At 62.9% G+C, this 16,496-nt stretch carries 19 protein-coding genes; 15 read left to right on the top strand and 4 right to left on the bottom strand.

Annotation, left to right across the window (positions count from 1 at the left end):
• The coding region (gene aroC, locus ACIP0B_RS25025; RefSeq protein ID WP_400837032.1) for a chorismate synthase at window positions 1-870 on the bottom strand (870 nt) is incomplete at its 3' end.
• A gap of 130 nt (window positions 871-1,000) precedes the next feature.
• Here aroC and ACIP0B_RS25020 point away from each other — a divergent pair.
• A complete protein-coding gene (locus ACIP0B_RS25020) occupies window positions 1,001-1,954 on the top strand; it encodes an alpha/beta hydrolase (protein WP_400837029.1) in 954 nt (317 codons plus the stop codon).
• A gap of 99 nt (window positions 1,955-2,053) precedes the next feature.
• Window positions 2,054-2,845, top strand: coding sequence for a hypothetical protein (locus tag ACIP0B_RS25015; RefSeq protein WP_400837026.1), 792 nt, complete (start codon window positions 2,054-2,056; stop codon window positions 2,843-2,845).
• Window positions 2,846-3,005: 160 nt separating this feature from the next.
• Here ACIP0B_RS25015 and prmB read toward each other — a convergent pair whose 3' ends face one another.
• Window positions 3,006-3,914, bottom strand: a complete 909-nt coding sequence (prmB, locus tag ACIP0B_RS25010) for a 50S ribosomal protein L3 N(5)-glutamine methyltransferase (protein ID WP_400837024.1) — start codon at window positions 3,912-3,914, stop codon at window positions 3,006-3,008.
• Window positions 3,915-4,154: 240 nt separating this feature from the next.
• On the opposite strand from prmB, the gene ACIP0B_RS25005 reads away from it, so the two are divergent.
• From ACIP0B_RS25005 to ACIP0B_RS24980, 6 genes are all read left to right on the top strand, one after another.
• Window positions 4,155-4,745, top strand: coding sequence for a cysteine hydrolase family protein (locus tag ACIP0B_RS25005; protein WP_400837021.1), 591 nt, complete (start codon window positions 4,155-4,157; stop codon window positions 4,743-4,745).
• Window positions 4,746-4,876: 131 nt separating this feature from the next.
• Entirely contained in the window at window positions 4,877-5,197 is a 321-nt protein-coding gene (locus tag ACIP0B_RS25000; protein ID WP_400837018.1) for a hypothetical protein, read from the top strand.
• Window positions 5,198-5,271: 74 nt separating this feature from the next.
• Window positions 5,272-5,829 carry a Smr/MutS family protein gene (locus ACIP0B_RS24995; RefSeq protein ID WP_400837015.1) on the top strand — a complete coding sequence of 186 codons (558 nt, stop codon included), beginning with the start codon at window positions 5,272-5,274 and terminating at the stop codon, window positions 5,827-5,829.
• Window positions 5,830-6,427: 598 nt separating this feature from the next.
• The gene (locus tag ACIP0B_RS24990; RefSeq protein ID WP_400837013.1) at window positions 6,428-6,958 is read left to right on the top strand and encodes a hypothetical protein; all 531 of its coding nucleotides are present in this window, start codon (window positions 6,428-6,430) and stop codon (window positions 6,956-6,958) included.
• A 424-nt stretch (window positions 6,959-7,382) separates the two neighbouring features.
• Window positions 7,383-7,928, top strand: a complete 546-nt coding sequence (gene folE, locus ACIP0B_RS24985) for a GTP cyclohydrolase I FolE (protein ID WP_218189694.1) — start codon at window positions 7,383-7,385, stop codon at window positions 7,926-7,928.
• A gap of 102 nt (window positions 7,929-8,030) precedes the next feature.
• On the top strand, window positions 8,031-8,402 hold the full coding sequence (locus ACIP0B_RS24980) for a glutathione S-transferase N-terminal domain-containing protein (RefSeq protein WP_400837009.1): 372 nt from the start codon (window positions 8,031-8,033) through the stop codon (window positions 8,400-8,402).
• Between the two features lie 150 nt (window positions 8,403-8,552).
• Here ACIP0B_RS24980 and ACIP0B_RS24975 read toward each other — a convergent pair whose 3' ends face one another.
• Window positions 8,553-9,719, bottom strand: a complete 1,167-nt coding sequence (locus ACIP0B_RS24975) for a PLP-dependent aminotransferase family protein (protein ID WP_400837006.1) — start codon at window positions 9,717-9,719, stop codon at window positions 8,553-8,555.
• Between the two features lie 82 nt (window positions 9,720-9,801).
• Here ACIP0B_RS24975 and ACIP0B_RS24970 point away from each other — a divergent pair, with 82 nt between their 5' ends.
• The 3 genes from ACIP0B_RS24970 to ACIP0B_RS24960 all read left to right on the top strand — a co-directional run bounded on the left by ACIP0B_RS24970 (window position 9,802) and on the right by ACIP0B_RS24960 (window position 12,548).
• On the top strand, window positions 9,802-10,248 hold the full coding sequence (locus ACIP0B_RS24970) for a MarR family winged helix-turn-helix transcriptional regulator (protein ID WP_400837003.1): 447 nt from the start codon (window positions 9,802-9,804) through the stop codon (window positions 10,246-10,248).
• A gap of 251 nt (window positions 10,249-10,499) precedes the next feature.
• Entirely contained in the window at window positions 10,500-11,849 is a 1,350-nt protein-coding gene (locus tag ACIP0B_RS24965) for an NCS2 family permease (RefSeq protein ID WP_400837000.1), read from the top strand.
• A gap of 72 nt (window positions 11,850-11,921) precedes the next feature.
• Window positions 11,922-12,548: a LysE family translocator gene (locus ACIP0B_RS24960; RefSeq protein WP_085577665.1), complete on the top strand. Its 627-nt coding sequence runs from the start codon at window positions 11,922-11,924 to the stop codon at window positions 12,546-12,548.
• Between the two features lie 209 nt (window positions 12,549-12,757).
• Here ACIP0B_RS24960 and uraH read toward each other — a convergent pair whose 3' ends face one another.
• Window positions 12,758-13,111 carry a hydroxyisourate hydrolase gene (gene uraH / locus ACIP0B_RS24955; protein ID WP_011333195.1) on the bottom strand — a complete coding sequence of 118 codons (354 nt, stop codon included), beginning with the start codon at window positions 13,109-13,111 and terminating at the stop codon, window positions 12,758-12,760.
• A 430-nt stretch (window positions 13,112-13,541) separates the two neighbouring features.
• On the opposite strand from uraH, the gene puuE reads away from it, so the two are divergent.
• The 4 genes from puuE to ACIP0B_RS24935 form a co-directional block, all read left to right on the top strand.
• Window positions 13,542-14,468: an allantoinase PuuE gene (puuE, locus tag ACIP0B_RS24950; protein WP_400836996.1), complete on the top strand. Its 927-nt coding sequence runs from the start codon at window positions 13,542-13,544 to the stop codon at window positions 14,466-14,468.
• On the top strand, window positions 14,465-14,980 hold the full coding sequence (gene uraD / locus ACIP0B_RS24945) for a 2-oxo-4-hydroxy-4-carboxy-5-ureidoimidazoline decarboxylase (protein WP_400836993.1): 516 nt from the start codon (window positions 14,465-14,467) through the stop codon (window positions 14,978-14,980). The genes puuE and uraD overlap by 4 nt, the downstream gene beginning before the upstream one ends.
• Window positions 14,981-15,071: 91 nt before the next feature.
• On the top strand, window positions 15,072-16,067 hold the full coding sequence (gene alc / locus ACIP0B_RS24940) for an allantoicase (RefSeq protein WP_400836990.1): 996 nt from the start codon (window positions 15,072-15,074) through the stop codon (window positions 16,065-16,067).
• Window positions 16,068-16,221: 154 nt separating this feature from the next.
• Window positions 16,222-16,496: ureidoglycolate lyase (locus ACIP0B_RS24935; protein ID WP_400836987.1), on the top strand; the 275-nt coding region annotated here is incomplete at its 3' end.

Here is a 16,496-nt window from a genome sequence, read left to right as displayed (position 1 = left end):
CGCCAGGTGCGCAACGATCGGCTGGCCGGAGGAGATGCCGCCCAGGATGCCGCCGGCGTTGTTGCTCAGGAAGCCTTCCGGGGTCAGCTCGTCGCGGTGCTCGGTGCCGCGCTGGGCCACGCAGGCGAACCCGGCGCCGATCTCCACGCCCTTCACCGCGTTGATGCTCATCAGCGCATGGGCCAGTTCGGCGTCGAGGCGGTCGAAGATCGGCTCGCCCAGGCCCGGCATCACGCCTTCGGCCACGACGGTGATCTTGGCGCCGACCGAGTCCTGGTCGCGGCGCAGCTGGTCCATGTAGGCCTCCAGCTCCGGCACCTTGTCCGGATCAGGGCTGAAGAAAGCGTTCTGCTCCACCGAGTCCCAGGTCTTGAACGGGATTTCGATCGGGCCGAGCTGGCTCATGTAGCCGCGCACGACGATGCCCTGGCTGGCCAGGTACTTCTTGGCGATGGCGCCCGCGGCCACGCGCATCGCGGTTTCCCGGGCCGAGCTGCGGCCGCCGCCGCGGTAGTCGCGCTCGCCGTACTTGTGGTGGTAGGTGTAGTCGGCGTGGGCCGGGCGGAACAGGTCCTTGATCGCCGAGTAGTCCTTGGACTTCTGGTCGGTGTTGCGGATCAGCAGGCCGATGGCGCAACCGGTGGTGCGGCCCTCGAACACGCCGGACAGGATCTCGACTTCGTCGGCCTCCTGGCGCTGGGTGGTGTGGCGGCTGGTGCCCGGCTTGCGGCGGTCGAGGTCGCGCTGCAGGTCGTCGAGGGAGATCTCCAGGCCCGGCGGGCAGCCGTCGACAATGGCGACCAACGCCGGTCCATGGCTCTCGCCAGCGGTGGTGACAGTGAACAGCTTGCCGTAGGTATTGCCGGACATGCAGGACGCTCCGTGAAATCGAACCCAAATTCGTGATGCGCGCCAGTATACGCAGGCTAACCGACTAGTTCATCCTCGAACCTTACGGGTGATGCCGAGTCCAACCGGCACCTTTGCAAATGATGGCGTGATGATGCTGCGAGTTTTGATCTTGAGCCTGACCCTGCTGACCGGCTTTGCCCAGGCGACTGTCCTGCAACGCCCGGTCACTTTGACCACCGACAGCGGCGAACTTTTCGGCTCGCTGTTGCTGCCAAAGTCCGACAAGCCTGTGCCTGTCGTCCTGATCCTTTCTGGCTCGGGCCCGACAGACCGTGACGGAAACAACCCCGACGGCGGGCGCAACGACAGCCTCAAGCGGCTGGCCTGGGTGCTGGCCAAGCATAATGTCGCCAGCGTCCGGTTCGACAAGCGCGGCGTGGCCGCCAGCCTGGCGGCCACGCCCGACGAGCGCAACCTGAGCGTGGAGGCCTACGTGGCGGACGCGGTGGCCTGGGGCCGCCAGCTCAAGGCTGACCCGCGCTTCGGCCCGCTGATCCTGCTCGGCCACAGCGAAGGCGCGCTGATCGCCAGCCTCGCCGCGCCGAAGGTCGATGCGGCGGCGGTGGTTTCCCTGTCCGGCAGCGCCCGCCCGATCGATCAAGTGCTGCGCCAGCAACTGGCCCGCAGCCTGCCGCCGGCCTTGATGCTGCGCAGCAACGAACTGCTCGACAGCCTCAAGGCCGGACGCACCGACGACCGCGTGCCCGCGCCGTTGCAGGTGATTTTCCGGCCGAGCGTGCAGCCGTACCTGATTTCCCTGTTCCGCCAGGATCCGGTGGCGGCCTTCGCGGCGCTGAAGATGCCGGCGCTGATCGTTCAGGGCAGCCACGACATCCAGGTGCAGGTCGATGACGCCCGCCTGCTCAAGGCCGCCAAACCGGATGCGCAACTGGCGCTGATCGAAGGCATGAACCATGTGCTGCGCATCGTTCCCAACGACCTGAAGCGGCAACTGGCCTCCTACAAAGACCCGAATCTGCCGCTGGCGGCCGAACTCGGCGCACGGCTCCTCGAATTTATTGACGGACTTCGCACCCGATAAGCGCCGTTTGCCCTCCAGTCCTTGAAAAAGCGGCCGATAAGCCTTTGTCGCCAGCGAATCGGCTGGCGGCAAGCAGCGCTTGGACAGGATCTCGCCGTTATGACTGATACCCAGACTTCACCCGACACCACCGCTGACAAAGACGCACCGCCAGCGGTCGAGCTGCCGTGGGCGGATGTCCACGTCGAGCACCACAAGATGCTCCGCCTGGCCCCGCTGCAGACCGACCGGCACACCGGCGGACGTCCGCTGCGCTTCGTCGAGTTCGGTTACGCCGAACGCCACGGCAAGGACAAGAGCCTGATGCGCATGGCCATCAAGCTGCCCGGCCAGCGCGTGCGCAAGGAACAGAATCATTTGGACGTGTGGGTCGACCACACCGCCAAACGTGTGCATTTCGGCCCGGACACCGGCCTGCAGGTCGAACCGGTGAACCGCGGCATCGGCCGCTTCATGGCCGCCCAGGGCATCACGTGGGCGAAGAAACGCTGGCCCGGCTACACCGTCGACGGCACCGACCTGAACAACAAGGACGCGCTGAACGAAGACACCCGCCTGCGCCGCGACCACTTCCTGCGCGGACATGGCTTTGAAGTGGCCTACGCCGATGCCCAGCATTTGAAGGGCAGCATCAAGGATGTCGCGGTCGGCGACCTGCGCGGCGACTGGAACACGGAAAAAGTGCAGATCGTCGAGATTCTGGAGGCCGCGCAGATGCTGCAGCAGGCCGAGCAGAACCTGGCCGAGCAGGAAGTCAGGATCAAGACGCAGGAAGAGAAGGTCAGCAAGTTCAAGCGCGAAGACGCCGGGCTGCGCTTCACCATCACGTGCCTGGTGGCGTTTGCGGTATTCCAGGCCGGCTTGCTGATCTGGATCGCCACCCACCGCTGAAAAACAGCGATGACCGGTGGCGAGGGAGCTTGCTCCCGTTGGTCTGCGCAGCAGACCCAATCCTGTAAACGCGGCAAACCGGACACACCGCATTTGCAGGATTTACGGCTGCTTTGCAGCCGGGCGGGAGCAAGCTCCCTCGCCACATGAGCCTGTCAGGTCAAACGCGCGAAGCGAACAGCGCCTGATGGGCGCGGCACTGTTCGGCGGTGAGCATGAACACGCCGTGCCCGCCGCGCTCGAACTCCAGCCAGGCGAAATCGACTTCCGGGTACAACGCCTCGACGTGCACCTGGCTGTTGCCCACCTCGACGATCAGCAACCCTTTCTCGGTCAGGTGATCGGCCGCTTCGGCGAGCATCCGCCGCACCAGGTTCAGGCCATCGTCGCCGCAGGCCAGGCCCAGTTCCGGTTCGTGCTGGTACTCGTCCGGCATGTCGGCGAAATCTTCCGCATCGACGTAGGGCGGGTTCGACACGATCAGGTCGAAGCGCTGGCCCGGCAGCCCGTCGAAGCCGTCGCCCTGCACCGTGTACACGCGCTCTTCGACGCCATGGCGCTCGATGTTCTGGTTCGCCACCTCCAACGCTTCGAACGACAGGTCCGCCAGCACCACTTCGGCGTCCTGGAACTCGTAGGCGCAGGCGATGCCGATGCAGCCGGAACCGGTGCACAGGTCGAGGATCCGCGCAGGCTCGCCGCCGATCCACGGCGCGAAGCGGTTTTCGATCAGCTCGCCGATCGGCGAACGCGGGATCAGCACGCGGGGATCGACGATGAACGACATCCCGCAGAACCAGGCCTCGCCCAGCAGGTAGGCGGTCGGGATGCGCTCGACGATGCGGCGCTTGAGCAGGTGCTGAAGATGGACCAGCTCGTCATCTTCCAGTGCGCAGTCGAGATAGCTGTCGGCGATTTCCCACGGCAGGTGCAGCGCACCCAACACCAGTTGACGGGCTTCGTCCCAGGCGTTGTCGGTGCCATGGCCGAAAAACAGATCCTCCCCATGGAAGCGGCTGACGGCCCAACGGATATGGTCACGCAGGGTACGAAGTCGGGAAGTGATCACAGGGGCAGAACTCCAGAAAAAACGACTGGCGATTCTACCAGCCAAAACGCGCCACGACGACGCAGGAAAAACACAGGCTCATCGGTAGGACTTTTCTGTTTTTCGCGTCTGCTATTGAACAGAACGCGTCGCTTGACAAGGCTGCAGCCCAGTAACGACGGTGCCTACGATGGTAGCGATTCACAGAACCGCTCAGCCAGAGGAGAATGTCGCAAAAGCCCCCTCCCAAGGAGCCCCAGAATGTCCGTTCCAAAAACGATGTTTCAACTCAGCGGTCGCGGTTACGCAGCGGCCACGTTGAGCCATGCCACCGTGGTCATCATCGATGCCCAGAAGGAGTACCTCAGCGGCCCCCTGGCCCTGAGCGGCATGGACGCGGCTGTCGCGAACATCAAGCAACTGCTCGCCGCCGCCCGTGCGGCCGGCCGCCCGATCGTGCATGTGCGCCACCTGGGCACCGTCGGCGGCCTGTTCGACCCCCAGGGCGAACGCGGCGAGTTCATCACCGGCCTGGAGCCCCAGGGCGACGAGACCATCATCGGCAAACTGCTGCCGAGCGCCTTCCACGGCACCGAACTCTACGACCGCCTGCAGACCCTCGGCTCGCTGGACCTGATCGTCTGCGGCTTCATGAGCCACTCCAGCGTCAGCACCACCGTGCGCGCGGCGAAGAACCTGGGTTTCCGCTGCACCCTGGTCGAGGACGCCTGCGCCACCCGCGATTTGCCTTTCAAGGGCCGCGTGCTCAGCGCCGAACAGGTGCAGGAAGCGGAAATGGCGATCATGGCCGACAACTTCGCCACCCTCGCGCTGACCCAGGACCTGATCTGACAGCCCCTTCGGTGAGCGGCCCGCAGCGCCGCTCATCCGCAAAAGCCTCGCATTCGCTTCAATTACCCTAGCCTCAGGAACAACCCGGTCAACTCCCGGTCGAAGGGCCGATACCATTGAGGAAGGTCGGAATGAAGTTATCCGATGGATTTGACGCACGCCGCTTGCGGCCCAAGGGCCAACGCAACTGGCGTTTCCGGTTCGGCGCTGCGGTCGCCGCGCTCCTGGCGACATTCGGGGTGCTGCTGGCGATGGCCGGGGCCGCCAGCCTGCTGGGGCGTCCGCCGGCGCTCGGCGACCTGAACGCCACCCCCGCCGCTTCGGCGATCGTCCTGGCGCTCGGCCTGCTGTTCCTGTATTTCGGCGTGGCGTTGTGGCGCCGCTGCCGGCGCCGCGCACGGCAATCGCGGGAACTGAACATGTCCCCGCACCTGATGAAAAAACACGACTGACCCGACGGCCCGGCTTTTTGCCGGGCCGTTTTGTGTCGACTTGGGTAAACTGGCCGCCCTTCGCGGAGGCTGACATGCAAGACGACGATTTTTCCCTGTTCAAAAGTGCGATCCAAGGCGTCAAGCCGATCAAGCACGACCGCGCCGACACCGGCAAACCCAAGGCAGACCGCGCACAGATCGCCAAGCTGCGCCAATCCGCCACTGTGCGCACCGACACCACCACCGTGGACGGTCTGTCGGATCAGTTCGTGATCGACGTCGGCCCGGAAGATGAACTGATGTGGGCCCGCGACGGCGTTCAGGAAAGTCAGGTGCGCAAGCTCAAGGCCGGTCAGATTCCGTTCGAAGGCAGCCTCGACCTGCACGGCATGAACGTCGAGAAGGCCCGGGAGACCCTCTGGGCGTTTCTGGCCGAAGCCACGAAACTGGAGATCCGCTGCGTGCGCGTCACCCACGGCAAGGCCGTGCGGCTGGACGGCAAGCGGCCGATGATCAAGAGCCACGTCAACACCTGGCTGCGCCAGCATCCGCAGGTGCTCGGCTTCACCTCGTGCCAGCCCCGGCACGGCGGCGCAGGCTCGGTGTATGTGATGCTCAAACGCACCATGATGGAAGGCCGCGACGAATAGCGTCGCCCGGCCGATACGGCGAGAGCGGTGCAAGCCGCCGCCCCCGTTCATTTCGAAACAGACGATGGGCGGGAAGTGCGGCGAACTCCTTTGCATCAATTGCTGCGCAACTCTTGGCTCATCTGCACGCCAAACATGCCTGCGCAAACTTCATTATCCGCATGACACTCAGTCGTTTATCTTTCATGTCTGCGCACCAGTCAACGCTTTGACCATTCATGCAATGGCCTGCCGGTGGCATTAAACACAAACACCCCTCTCGCCAAACCCAGTTCTTATATATAGCCAATCGCAATATGTGTTTCGCACCTATTCCCCCCAAAGGCACATCCACGTGTGCCTTTTTCCCTTCCAACCTGCGTGAAAGGCCCTTCCTTCCCATTCTACAAATAGCCAATAGTTAAAGAGCCACGCTATTTTTAGTTGACTTCGAAATATAAAACCGCAGCAACTAACCTTAAACAAAAAGACCACGACAAACATTGACAGAGTGGAATTGTCCTACAAAAATTGCCGAGCGCGTTTCCAAGGCCGGATACGCGCAACAGGGAGAAGTTCAGTTACCGAACTTCACGGAAAATAAAAAAAGGAAATTAAAATGTCACAAGCACTCAAGGAACAAGCGTCGGAAAAATATCAAGGACAGGTCAAGACCTTCACCATCTTCAAACAGAACGGCATTTCCCTCACGCTGGATCTGCCCGGCACCCTGCAGTTCAACCAGAACAGCCAAGAGATCTACCCTCCTCTCTCGGGCTCCGTTCAGTCTGTCGCTCCGGTCTTGGTGAATGAAACGGGCTTCGACATTGTTTCGGCGAAGTTCAGTATCGTTCTCAACGACGTGCTGGATGCTACTAACGTCATTGCAAACGTCCGGTGGTGGAACATGGACATTCTGGAGGGCCAGCAGACCATGGAGTTCACGTGCGGACCGGTCAGTAACGGGAACAAGACCACAAGCACGCCCTCCACCTCCGGATACTCTCGTATCCGTTGGGCGACCATGGCGAACAACGGCCACGGCACCGCTTCGTTCTCCAACAGCGTGAGCATGGTGTCGCTCACCTTCGGCCCAATCAAATTGGATCCGAGCAAGACGTCTCCCGGGCCTATCGTCCAGATCGGCTGACCGACCTGCCGCCGCAGGGCCTGACGTTCCGGTTCCTGCGGCTGCACACGACGTTTCAAACCTTTGACCCGCGCACCGCCAGCCGCCTTAACCCCAAAAGAGCACCCTCGGCGCCGCACAGCCGGCCAAGGCTTCCGGCCCCCACGCAGGGTGGCCTGAACGTCGGACACCGCCCGGCGCAGCCAATCGAATTGGGGATTCACGCCCGTCGGCCATACAACTGCCCACCCACTTACGCTACCATGTGCCGCATGGCGGGTATGAACCCTGCGTTTATCGCCACTCAGCCCGGTCACGTCCAGACGTAGCCTTTGACCTGAGCCCTGGTCGAGGAGACCCGGACGGCCCGACAGTGGCTTGAGCGGCACACAATCGGTACGGACAGAAACAGTACCCCACTGAAACCCTTATGGAATCAGCCTCTGTGACACTGGAACAGAACTACACCGCGATCCTCGGCCAACTGGGCGAAGACGTGTCCCGCGAGGGCCTGCTCGACACCCCAAAACGTGCAGCCAAGGCCATGCAGTACCTCTGCCGCGGTTACCAACAGACGCTCGAAGAGGTCACCAACGGTGCCCTGTTCAGCTCCGACAACAGCGAAATGGTGCTGGTCAAGGACATCGAGCTGTACTCGTTGTGCGAACACCACCTGCTGCCGTTCATCGGCAAGGCCCACGTCGCCTACATCCCGAGCGGCAAGGTGCTGGGCCTGTCCAAGGTGGCGCGGATCGTCGACATGTACGCCCGCCGCCTGCAGATCCAGGAGAACCTCAGCCGCCAGATCGCCGACGCGGTGCAGCAAGTCACCGGCGCCCTGGGCGTGGCGGTGGTGATCGAGGCCAAGCACATGTGCATGATGATGCGCGGTGTGGAGAAGCAGAATTCGTCGATGATCACCTCGGTGATGCTGGGTGAGTTCCGCGAAAACGCGGCGACCCGCAGCGAGTTCCTCAGCCTGATCAAGTGATTCGCGGCATAGGAAAACCGGCGTTGATCGCCGGTTTTTTTTCGTGCGCGAAAAATCGGGTAAGCTGCGCGCCTTCTCCAATGTCCCTGTGAGGCTTGTAACGTGTTCGTCAAAGCGCTTCGTGTCGGCCTCGGCCAACTGATCATCTTCATCGACTTCCTGACCCGCCCAGGCAAGAAACAGCGCCCCGCCGCCGCCCAGGCCCAGGTGGACGCCGCCGCCAAGGACCTGACCCTGTACCAGTTCCACGCCTGCCCGTTCTGCGTGAAGACCCGCCGCACCCTGCGCCGCCTGAACGTGCCGGTGGCCCTGCGCGATGCGAAGAACGACGAGCAGCACCGCCAGGCCCTGCTGGAACAGGGCGGCAAGATCAAGGTGCCGTGCCTGCGCATCGAAGAGAATGGCCAGACCACCTGGATGTATGAATCCAAGGCGATCATCGAGTACCTGGACAAGCGGTTTGCCGCAGCCTGACCGCGGCGTGGCCATCGCCAGCAGGCTGGCTCCCACAGGTTCGGCGTTCACAATTCCGATGTGGGAGCCAGCCTGCTGGCGATGAGGCCAGCCGGATCGCCACAAGATCCAGACAAAAACAAACCGGCCCTTGAGCCGGTTTGTTCGTTTTCAGGCCGCCTTGTCCGCCTGAGCCCGCCGAACCACCGCCGCCAGCCGCTTGATGCCCTCATCCAGCCTCTCCGGATCGATGTGGCTGAAGTTCAGCCGCAGGTGACCGGGGTTGCGATCCGGCTCGGGAAAGAACGGCTCCCCCGGCATGAACGCCACATCGTCGGCCAGCGCGGCGTCGAGCAAGGTGCGGGTGTCCAGCGGCTGCTTGAGGGTCAGCCAGAAGAACAGCCCGCCCTGGGGTTCGTTCCAGTCCGCCAGGTCTGAAAAGTGCTTCTCCAGCGCCGACTGAAACGCGTCGCGGCGATGACGGTAGAAGCTGCGCAATTGCGTCAGATGCGCTTGGTACTGCTCGCTGCCGATCCATTGCAGGGCTTGCCACTGGCCGATGCGGTTGGTGTGCAGGTCCGCCGACTGCTTGAGCTTGAGCAGGTGTGGAAACAGGTCCGGACTGGCGATCAGGTATCCGACACGCAAGCCCGGCAGCAGGGTTTTCGACACGGTGCCGGTGTAGATCCAGCTGGATGTCTTCAGGCGCCCGGCGATCGGCCGTGCGCTGCCGCCGTCAAAGGTCAGTTCGCGGTAGGGTTCGTCCTCGATCAGCGTCACGCCGAATTCGTCCAGCAACGCAGCGACCGCTTCGCGCTTGGCTTCGCTGTAGCGCACGGCGGAGGGGTTCTGGAAGGTCGGGATCAGGTAGATGAACGCTGGGCGGTGCTGTTCAAGGCGCCGGCGCAATTGCGCAAGGTCCGGGCCGTCCGCCTCCAGCGGCACGGTCAGGCAGTCGGCGCCGAACAGCTGGAAAATCTGCAGCGCCGCCAGGTAGGTCGGCGCTTCGAGCAGGATTTCGGTGCCCTTGTCGATGTACAGCTTGGCGGCCAGATCGAGGGTCTGCTGGGAGCCGCTGACCACCAGGACCTGGCTCGCCCCGCACGGCAGGCCCAGCGCCCTCGCCTCTGCCGCGAGCCTTTCGCGCAGGGCCGGTTCGCCTTCGCTCATGCCGTATTGGCCGAGGGTCACCGGCATGTCGCTCCATTCGACGTTCGGCAGCATGGCTTCGGCCGGCAGGCCGCCGGCGAACGACATCACTTCCGGCCGTTGGGCGGCGGCGAGGATTTCACGGATCAGAGAACTTTTGAGGCGCGAGACACGTTCGGAAAAGGCCATGGGAATCACCGCTGGCGAGGGTTGAGGAAGTTGAGTCAAACTGCTTGACCGAAACTACGACAGCCCGAGCGAGTACGTCAATATGATTGACCTTAAAAACCCCGTCAGCCAGCAACAGGCCATGGAAGCGTTCTTCTTCGGTTATCAGGCGTTCACCGCCAAGGCCGATGAAATGCTCGAGCGCCGGGGCCTGTCGCGGGTGCATCAGCGCATCGTGTTCTTCATCGCCCGCTACCCCAACCTGAGCGTCAAGGAGCTGCTGGCGCTGCTCGGCGTCAGCAAGCAGGCGCTGAACATGCCGCTGCGTCAGTTGCAGGAGATGCACCTGGTGGACAGCGTGGCGTCACAGACCGACAAGCGTAAGCGCCTGCTGGAGCTGACGGCCGATGGCGCGAAGTTCGAACAGGCGCTACGCCGCGAGCAGGTGAAATTGCTGGAGCGGGTGTTCAACGAGGCAGGCGAGGCGGCGGTGAACGGGTGGCTGGCGGTGAACATGGCGCTGGGGAACAGTCAGGGTCATCCCGACTGATCCGGCCGGCCCCATCGCTGGCCAGCCAGCAGCTTCCACAGGATCGGCAATGGCGATATAGCCCTATCGCCAGAACTTTCGTCGACAAAGCCAAAAACATTATTTGCTTTATTTGTATACAAAAGCATAATCCACTGCGTGCGAGTTCCTGACCTAACGGTCAACAAATTCGCGTAAGCCTCAAAGGGCCGCTGCCGCCCCTCCTGGGTCCGGCCCTGGAAATAACAATAAAACTCTTGAGGAGTACCGCTGTGGAAAGCCGCAAATCCGAAGCATCGACGCTGGACCTCTCGCCGCCGTTACGCAACGGCCTGTTGGAGCGCATCTTCAAACTCAGCTTGCACGGCACCACGGTGAAGACCGAGCTGATTGCCGGTCTGACAACCTTCATCACCATGGCTTACATCATCTTCGTCAACCCGAACATCATGGCCGACGCCGGCATCGACCACGGTGCGGCGTTCGTCGCCACCTGCATCGCGGCGGCGCTGGGCTGCCTGCTGATGGGCCTGTACGCCAACTGGCCGGTGGGCCTGGCGCCGGGCATGGGCCTCAATGCGTTCTTCACCTACACCGTGGTCGGCACCATGGGCTACAACTGGGAGACCGCGCTCGGTGCGGTGTTCGTCTCCGGCGTGCTGTTCATGATCCTGACCTTCTCGCGCATCCGCGAATGGCTGCTCAACAGCATTCCGGTCAGCCTGCGCTTTGCGATGGGCGCCGGCGTCGGCCTGTTCCTCGGGCTGATCGGCCTGAAGACCGCCGGCATCGTGGTCGACAGCCCGGCCACGCTGATCAAGCTCGGTTCCCTGCGCGAGCCGGGCCCGCTGCTCGCCGCCCTGTGCTTCCTGATGATCGCGATCCTCAGCTACCACAAGGTGTTCGGCGCGATCCTCATCAGCATCATCACCGTGACCCTCGCCGGCTGGGGCCTGGGCCTGGTGCACTACGAAGGGATCATGTCGGCGCCGCCGAGCCTGGCCCCGACCTGGATGGCCATGAACGTGGCGGGCGTGTTCAACGTCAGCATGATCAGCGTCGTGCTCGCTTTCCTCTTCGTGCACATGTTCGACACCGCCGGCACCCTGATGGGCGTTGCCCAGCGGGCCAACCTGGTGGCGGCTGACGGCCGCATCGAAAACCTCTCCCGCGCCATGAAGGCCGACAGCGCCTCCAGCGTGTTCGGCGCGGTGGTCGGCGTGCCGCCGGTCACCAGCTACGTGGAAAGTGCCGCCGGCGTAGCCGCTGGCGGTCGGACTGGTCTTACCGCCGTCACCGTCGGTGTGCTATTTATAGCCGCCATGTTCTTCGCTCCACTGGCCGGGATGATTCCCGCCTACGCCACCGCCGGTGCGTTGATTTATGTCGCGATGCTGATGATGGGCGGCATGGCCCACATCGAATGGGACGAGGCGACCGACAGCATTCCGGCGATCGTCACCGCGATCATGATGCCGCTGACCTTCTCGGTCGCCGACGGCATCGCGCTGGGCTTCATCACCTACGTGGCGCTGAAGGCCGGCACCGGCAAGTACAAGGAGATTTCCGTCAGTCTGTGGGTGCTCTGCGCGATCTTCATCGCCAAGTTCATCTTCCTGTAAGCGTCACGCAGACCTGGCTTCAAACCGGCCTCACCCCTTCGGGTGAGGCTTTTGCGCAAATGGAGGAAAGTGATGAGTCTGGAAACCTGGTTGCTGTTCAGCGGCGCTGCATTGGTGGTGATCCTGATTCCCGGGCCGCTGTCGCTGCTCATGATCAGCAACAGCCTGAATTACGGCTTGCGCCGTTCTTACCCTGCGTTTCTCGGTGGCGTGATCGCCTCGATCTGCCTGCTCAGCGCCTCGGCGCTGGGGCTCGGCGCGTTGCTGCTGGCCTCGGAGCAACTGTTCAGCGCGCTGAAGATCGTCGGTGCGCTGTACCTGTTCTACCTCGCCTGGCAGAGCTGGCAGCAGTCGCGCCTGCCGTCGGTCGGCGCCGAGGTGCCCCAGGCCGCGCCGGTTCCGCGCTTTCGCACGCTGTTCGGACGCGCCTTCGTGCTGGGCGCCAGCAATCCCAAGGACATCCTGTTCTTCGCCGCCTTCCTGCCGCAGTTCCTCAGCGCCCAGCAGCCGTTCCTGCCGCAGCTGCTGATCATGATCGCGACCTGGGTGGTGCTCGACCTGTGCTGCAAACTGGCCTACGGCCTCGGTGCCCACGGCGCGGCGCGCTACCTGCGCAGCGGCAAGGGTCAGAGCTGGTTCAACCGGGTCAGCGCCGGTTTGTTCAGTGGCGCGGGGGCGGCGTCTCTGCTTAGCCGTTAAAAGCATCGCTGGCAAGCCAGCTCCCACAGTCTCGGGGTGTTCAGATTTATTGCGCACGACCTGGACAGTGTGGGAGCTGGCTTGCCAGCGATGGCATCAGCACAGGCACAACTTTTCTGCAGGCAAAAAAAAGCCCGCAGTGTGAGCGGGCGAAAGACCAAAGAAGCTATATGCGCAGTCGCTTCCCGGCGGGGGCAGTTGCTTGGGGGTCAGCTGCCCCGGTATGTGGAATAGCTGTACGGCGAGATCAGCAGCGGAACGTGGTAGTGATCCTGCTCGGCGGAGATGCCGAAACGCAGCACCACCACGTCCAGGAACGCCGGTTCCGGCAGTTGGACGCCACGGGCGCGGTAGTAGTCGCCGGCATGGAACTGCACCTGATAGACCCCGGTGCGGTAGTCATCGCCCTGCAGCAGCGGGGCATCGACCCGGCCGTCGCTGTTGGTGAGCGCACTGGCGACCAATTCCAGGTGCGAACCTTCGACGCGGTACAGCTCGACCTTGATCGAGCTGCCCGGGCAACCGTGTGCAGCGTCCAAAACGTGTGTCGTCAAACGTCCCATTGATTCTGCGCGCCTGCCTGCAGGAAGCAGTCAGGCCTCGCGCCTCCCGAAGTCAGTTGAAAAGGAGACCGCACCGTTTCGGAGCCCGAAAAGCTGCGGCGAGCGACTGATTAAGACACTTTTCAAAAAAAATGTACACAATAAAAACGACATTTTTCTCATCACCCCCGCCGTCCGGCGATTTCCCGCTGATCGGCCGCCAAACCCTGCCTCCCTTGAACCCCCGATCCATTAGCTGACTGGTCAGGCAGGTTTCTTGCAGGTTCACGCCTTTATCAGCAAAAGATGACGGCCGGTGAAAAATGCGAAAATTCAGGCTTACAAATTGAGAATAAAGTTGTATACAATCAGCCCATCGCTGTGACGCCAGCCTGCCACCCCGACGCCAGGGCGCCACACCAACTGTCAACGAATAAGAAGGAAGACTGCAGTGAGCGCTGACTATCCACGCGACCTGATCGGTTACGGCAGTAACCCTCCTCACCCACACTGGCCGGGCAATGCCCGGATCGCCCTGTCCTTCGTGCTCAACTACGAAGAAGGCGGCGAGCGCAACGTCCTGCACGGCGACAAGGAATCCGAAGCCTTCCTTTCCGAGATGGTCGCGGCGCAGCCCCTGCAGGGCGTGCGCAACATGAGCATGGAATCCCTTTACGAGTATGGCAGCCGCGCCGGCGTATGGCGGATCCTGAAACTGTTCAAGGAATTCGACATTCCCCTGACCGTCTTCGCCGTCGCCATGGCCGCCCAGCGCCACCCGGACGTGATCCGCGCGATGGCCCAGGCCGGCCACGAGATCTGCAGCCACGGCTACCGCTGGATCGACTACCAGTACATGGACGAGGCCCAGGAGCGCGAGCACATGCTCGAAGCGATCCGCATCCTCACCGAAATCACCGGCGAACGCCCGCTTGGCTGGTACACCGGCCGCACCGGCCCGAACACCCGCCGGCTGGTGATGGAGGAAGGCGGCTTCCTCTACGACAGCGACACCTACGACGACGACCTGCCCTACTGGGAACCGAACAACCCGACCGGCAAGCCGCACCTGGTGATCCCGTACACCCTCGACACCAACGACATGCGCTTCACCCAGGTGCAGGGCTTCAACAAGGGCGACGACTTCTTCGAATACCTCAAGGACGCGTTCGACGTGCTCTACGCCGAAGGCGCCGAGGCGCCGAAAATGCTCTCGATCGGCCTGCACTGCCGCCTGGTGGGCCGTCCGGCGCGCCTGGCCTCGCTCAAGCGCTTCATCGAATACGCCAAGAGCCATGAGCAGGTGTGGTTCAGCCGCCGCGTCGACATCGCGCGCCACTGGCACGCGACCCACCCGTACCAAGGGGCTGCCAAATGAGCACCTTCCAGACCGTCAAGCCGTCGGCCCTGGGCCGCGACGCCTTCGTCAAGGCCTTCGCCGACATCTACGAACATTCGCCATGGGTGGCCGAAAAGGCCTTCGACCTGGGCCAGGACGCTTCGCTCGACGAGATCGAAACCCTGCACCAGCGCATGAGCGACATCCTGTTGAGCGCCGATCACGCAAGCCAGCTTGCCCTGATCAACGCCCACCCGGACCTGGCCGGCAAAGCCGCCGTCCAGGGCCAACTGACCGAAGCCAGCACCCACGAACAAGCCGGCGCCGGTATCCACCAATGCACGGCCGAAGAGTTCCAGCGCTTCACCGAGCTGAACGACGCCTACAAGGCCAAGTTCAAGTTTCCCTTCATCATGGCGGTAAAGGGCAGCAACCGGCATCAGATCCTCGCGGCGTTCGAAACGCGCATCCACAACCCGGTCGACACCGAGTTCAAGTGCGCGCTGGCGGAGATCAACAAGATCGCCCTGTTCCGTTTACTGACTCTTTAAGCAAGCCTGGCCCGAGAAACCTCTAGAACGCTTGTGTTTCCCAGGGCCCCGCAAGCATCCCCAGCCAACTAATTAAAGGCAGACAAGAAGAATGAAAGCTTACGCCGTACCTTTCGAGAAGTTCGTCAACCTGGCCGACGCCCGCCTGGGCACCAAGATCATTTCGGTCACCGATGACTGGTTCGCAGACGCCAACCGTCTGTTCCAACCGACCCCGGCCGTGTGGAAGGAGGGCGTGTTCGATGACAACGGCAAGTGGATGGACGGCTGGGAGTCGCGCCGCAAGCGCTTCGAAGGCTACGACAGCGCGGTGATCCGCCTGGGCGTGCCGGGCTCGATCAAGGGCGTGGACATCGACACCTCATTCTTCACCGGCAACTTCCCGCCGTCGGCCTCCCTCGAAGCCTGCTTCCTGGCCTCCGGCGAGCCGGACGAGAACACCCAGTGGACCGAAGTGCTGTCGGCCGTCGAACTGCAGGGCAACAGCCACCACTACCATGAAATCAGCAACGGCCAGGCGTTCAGCCACCTGCGCTTCAACATCTACCCGGACGGCGGCGTGGCCCGTCTGCGCGTGTACGGCATTCCGTTCCGTGACTGGTCCGCCGTGGGCGACAACGAGCAAGTGGACCTGGCCGCCGCCCTGAACGGCGGACGCGCCCTCGCCTGCTCCGACGAGCACTTCGGCCGCATGAGCAACATCCTCAACCCGGGCCGCGGCATCAACATGGGCGACGGCTGGGAAACCGCACGCCGCCGCACGCCGGGCAACGACTGGGTCATCGTCGCGCTGGGCCATCCGGGCGAAATCGAGAAGATCGTCGTCGACACCCTGCACTTCAAGGGCAACTACCCGGACAGCTGCTCGATCCAGGGCGCCTTCGTCAAGGGCGGCACCGACAGCCAGATCGAGACCCAGTCGCTGTTCTGGCGTGAGCTGCTGCCGAGCCAGAAGCTGGAGATGCACGCCGAACACACCTTCGTCGAGCAGATCAAGGCACTGGGCCCGATCACCCACATCCGCCTGAACGTGTTCCCGGACGGTGGCGTGAGCCGTCTGCGCCTGTTCGGCAAGGTCGCCAAGTAAGCCGTGAACCTGTGGCGAGGGAGCTTGCTCCCGCCGGGCTGCGAAGCGGCCCCGCTTTTTGCTTGAAGAAAGACGGGAGTGCTGCGCACTCCAGCGGGAGCAAGCTCCCTCGCCACAAAAGCAAACAACAACGAATTCGGATAAGAAGAACAGCATGCGCACACTGACGATTGAACCGCTGACCAAAGAAGCCTTCGCCCCTTTCGGTGACGTCATCGAAACCGACGGCAGCGATCACTTCATGATCAACAACGGTTCGACCATGCGCTTTCACAAACTGGCCACGGTCGAGACCGCCACGCCAGAGGACAACGCGATCATCAGCATCTTCCGCGCCGACGCGCTGGACATGCCGCTGACCGTGAGCATGCTGGAACGCCATCCGCTGGGCAGCCAGGCTTTCATTCCGCTGCTCGGCAACCCCTTTCT

This window comes from Pseudomonas sp. NPDC089534 (assembly GCF_044749305.1).
Taxonomy (GTDB): Bacteria; Pseudomonadota; Gammaproteobacteria; order Pseudomonadales; family Pseudomonadaceae; genus Aquipseudomonas; species Aquipseudomonas ekonensis.
Note: the sequence above shows the minus strand (reverse complement) of the source record. Positions and strands in the feature narration are given on the sequence as shown.

Bases quoted from the DNA above. Each gene is read 5' to 3' on its own strand.
- ACIP0B_RS25020 (WP_400837029.1), top strand. From the start codon at position 1,001: ATGATGCTGCGAGTTTTGATCTTGAGCCTGACCCTGCTGACCGGCTTT.
- ACIP0B_RS25015 (WP_400837026.1), top strand. From the start codon at position 2,054: ATGACTGATACCCAGACTTCACCCGACACCACCGCTGACAAAGACGCA.
- ACIP0B_RS25005 (WP_400837021.1), top strand. From the start codon at position 4,155: ATGTCCGTTCCAAAAACGATGTTTCAACTCAGCGGTCGCGGTTACGCA.
- ACIP0B_RS25000 (WP_400837018.1), top strand. From the start codon at position 4,877: ATGAAGTTATCCGATGGATTTGACGCACGCCGCTTGCGGCCCAAGGGC.
- ACIP0B_RS24995 (WP_400837015.1), top strand. From the start codon at position 5,272: ATGCAAGACGACGATTTTTCCCTGTTCAAAAGTGCGATCCAAGGCGTC.
- ACIP0B_RS24990 (WP_400837013.1), top strand. From the start codon at position 6,428: ATGTCACAAGCACTCAAGGAACAAGCGTCGGAAAAATATCAAGGACAG.
- ACIP0B_RS24975 (WP_400837006.1), bottom strand. From the start codon at position 9,719: ATGGCCTTTTCCGAACGTGTCTCGCGCCTCAAAAGTTCTCTGATCCGT.
- ACIP0B_RS24970 (WP_400837003.1), top strand. From the start codon at position 9,802: ATGATTGACCTTAAAAACCCCGTCAGCCAGCAACAGGCCATGGAAGCG.
- ACIP0B_RS24960 (WP_085577665.1), top strand. From the start codon at position 11,922: ATGAGTCTGGAAACCTGGTTGCTGTTCAGCGGCGCTGCATTGGTGGTG.
- uraH (WP_011333195.1), bottom strand. From the start codon at position 13,111: ATGGGACGTTTGACGACACACGTTTTGGACGCTGCACACGGTTGCCCG.
- uraD (WP_400836993.1), top strand. From the start codon at position 14,465: ATGAGCACCTTCCAGACCGTCAAGCCGTCGGCCCTGGGCCGCGACGCC.
- alc (WP_400836990.1), top strand. From the start codon at position 15,072: ATGAAAGCTTACGCCGTACCTTTCGAGAAGTTCGTCAACCTGGCCGAC.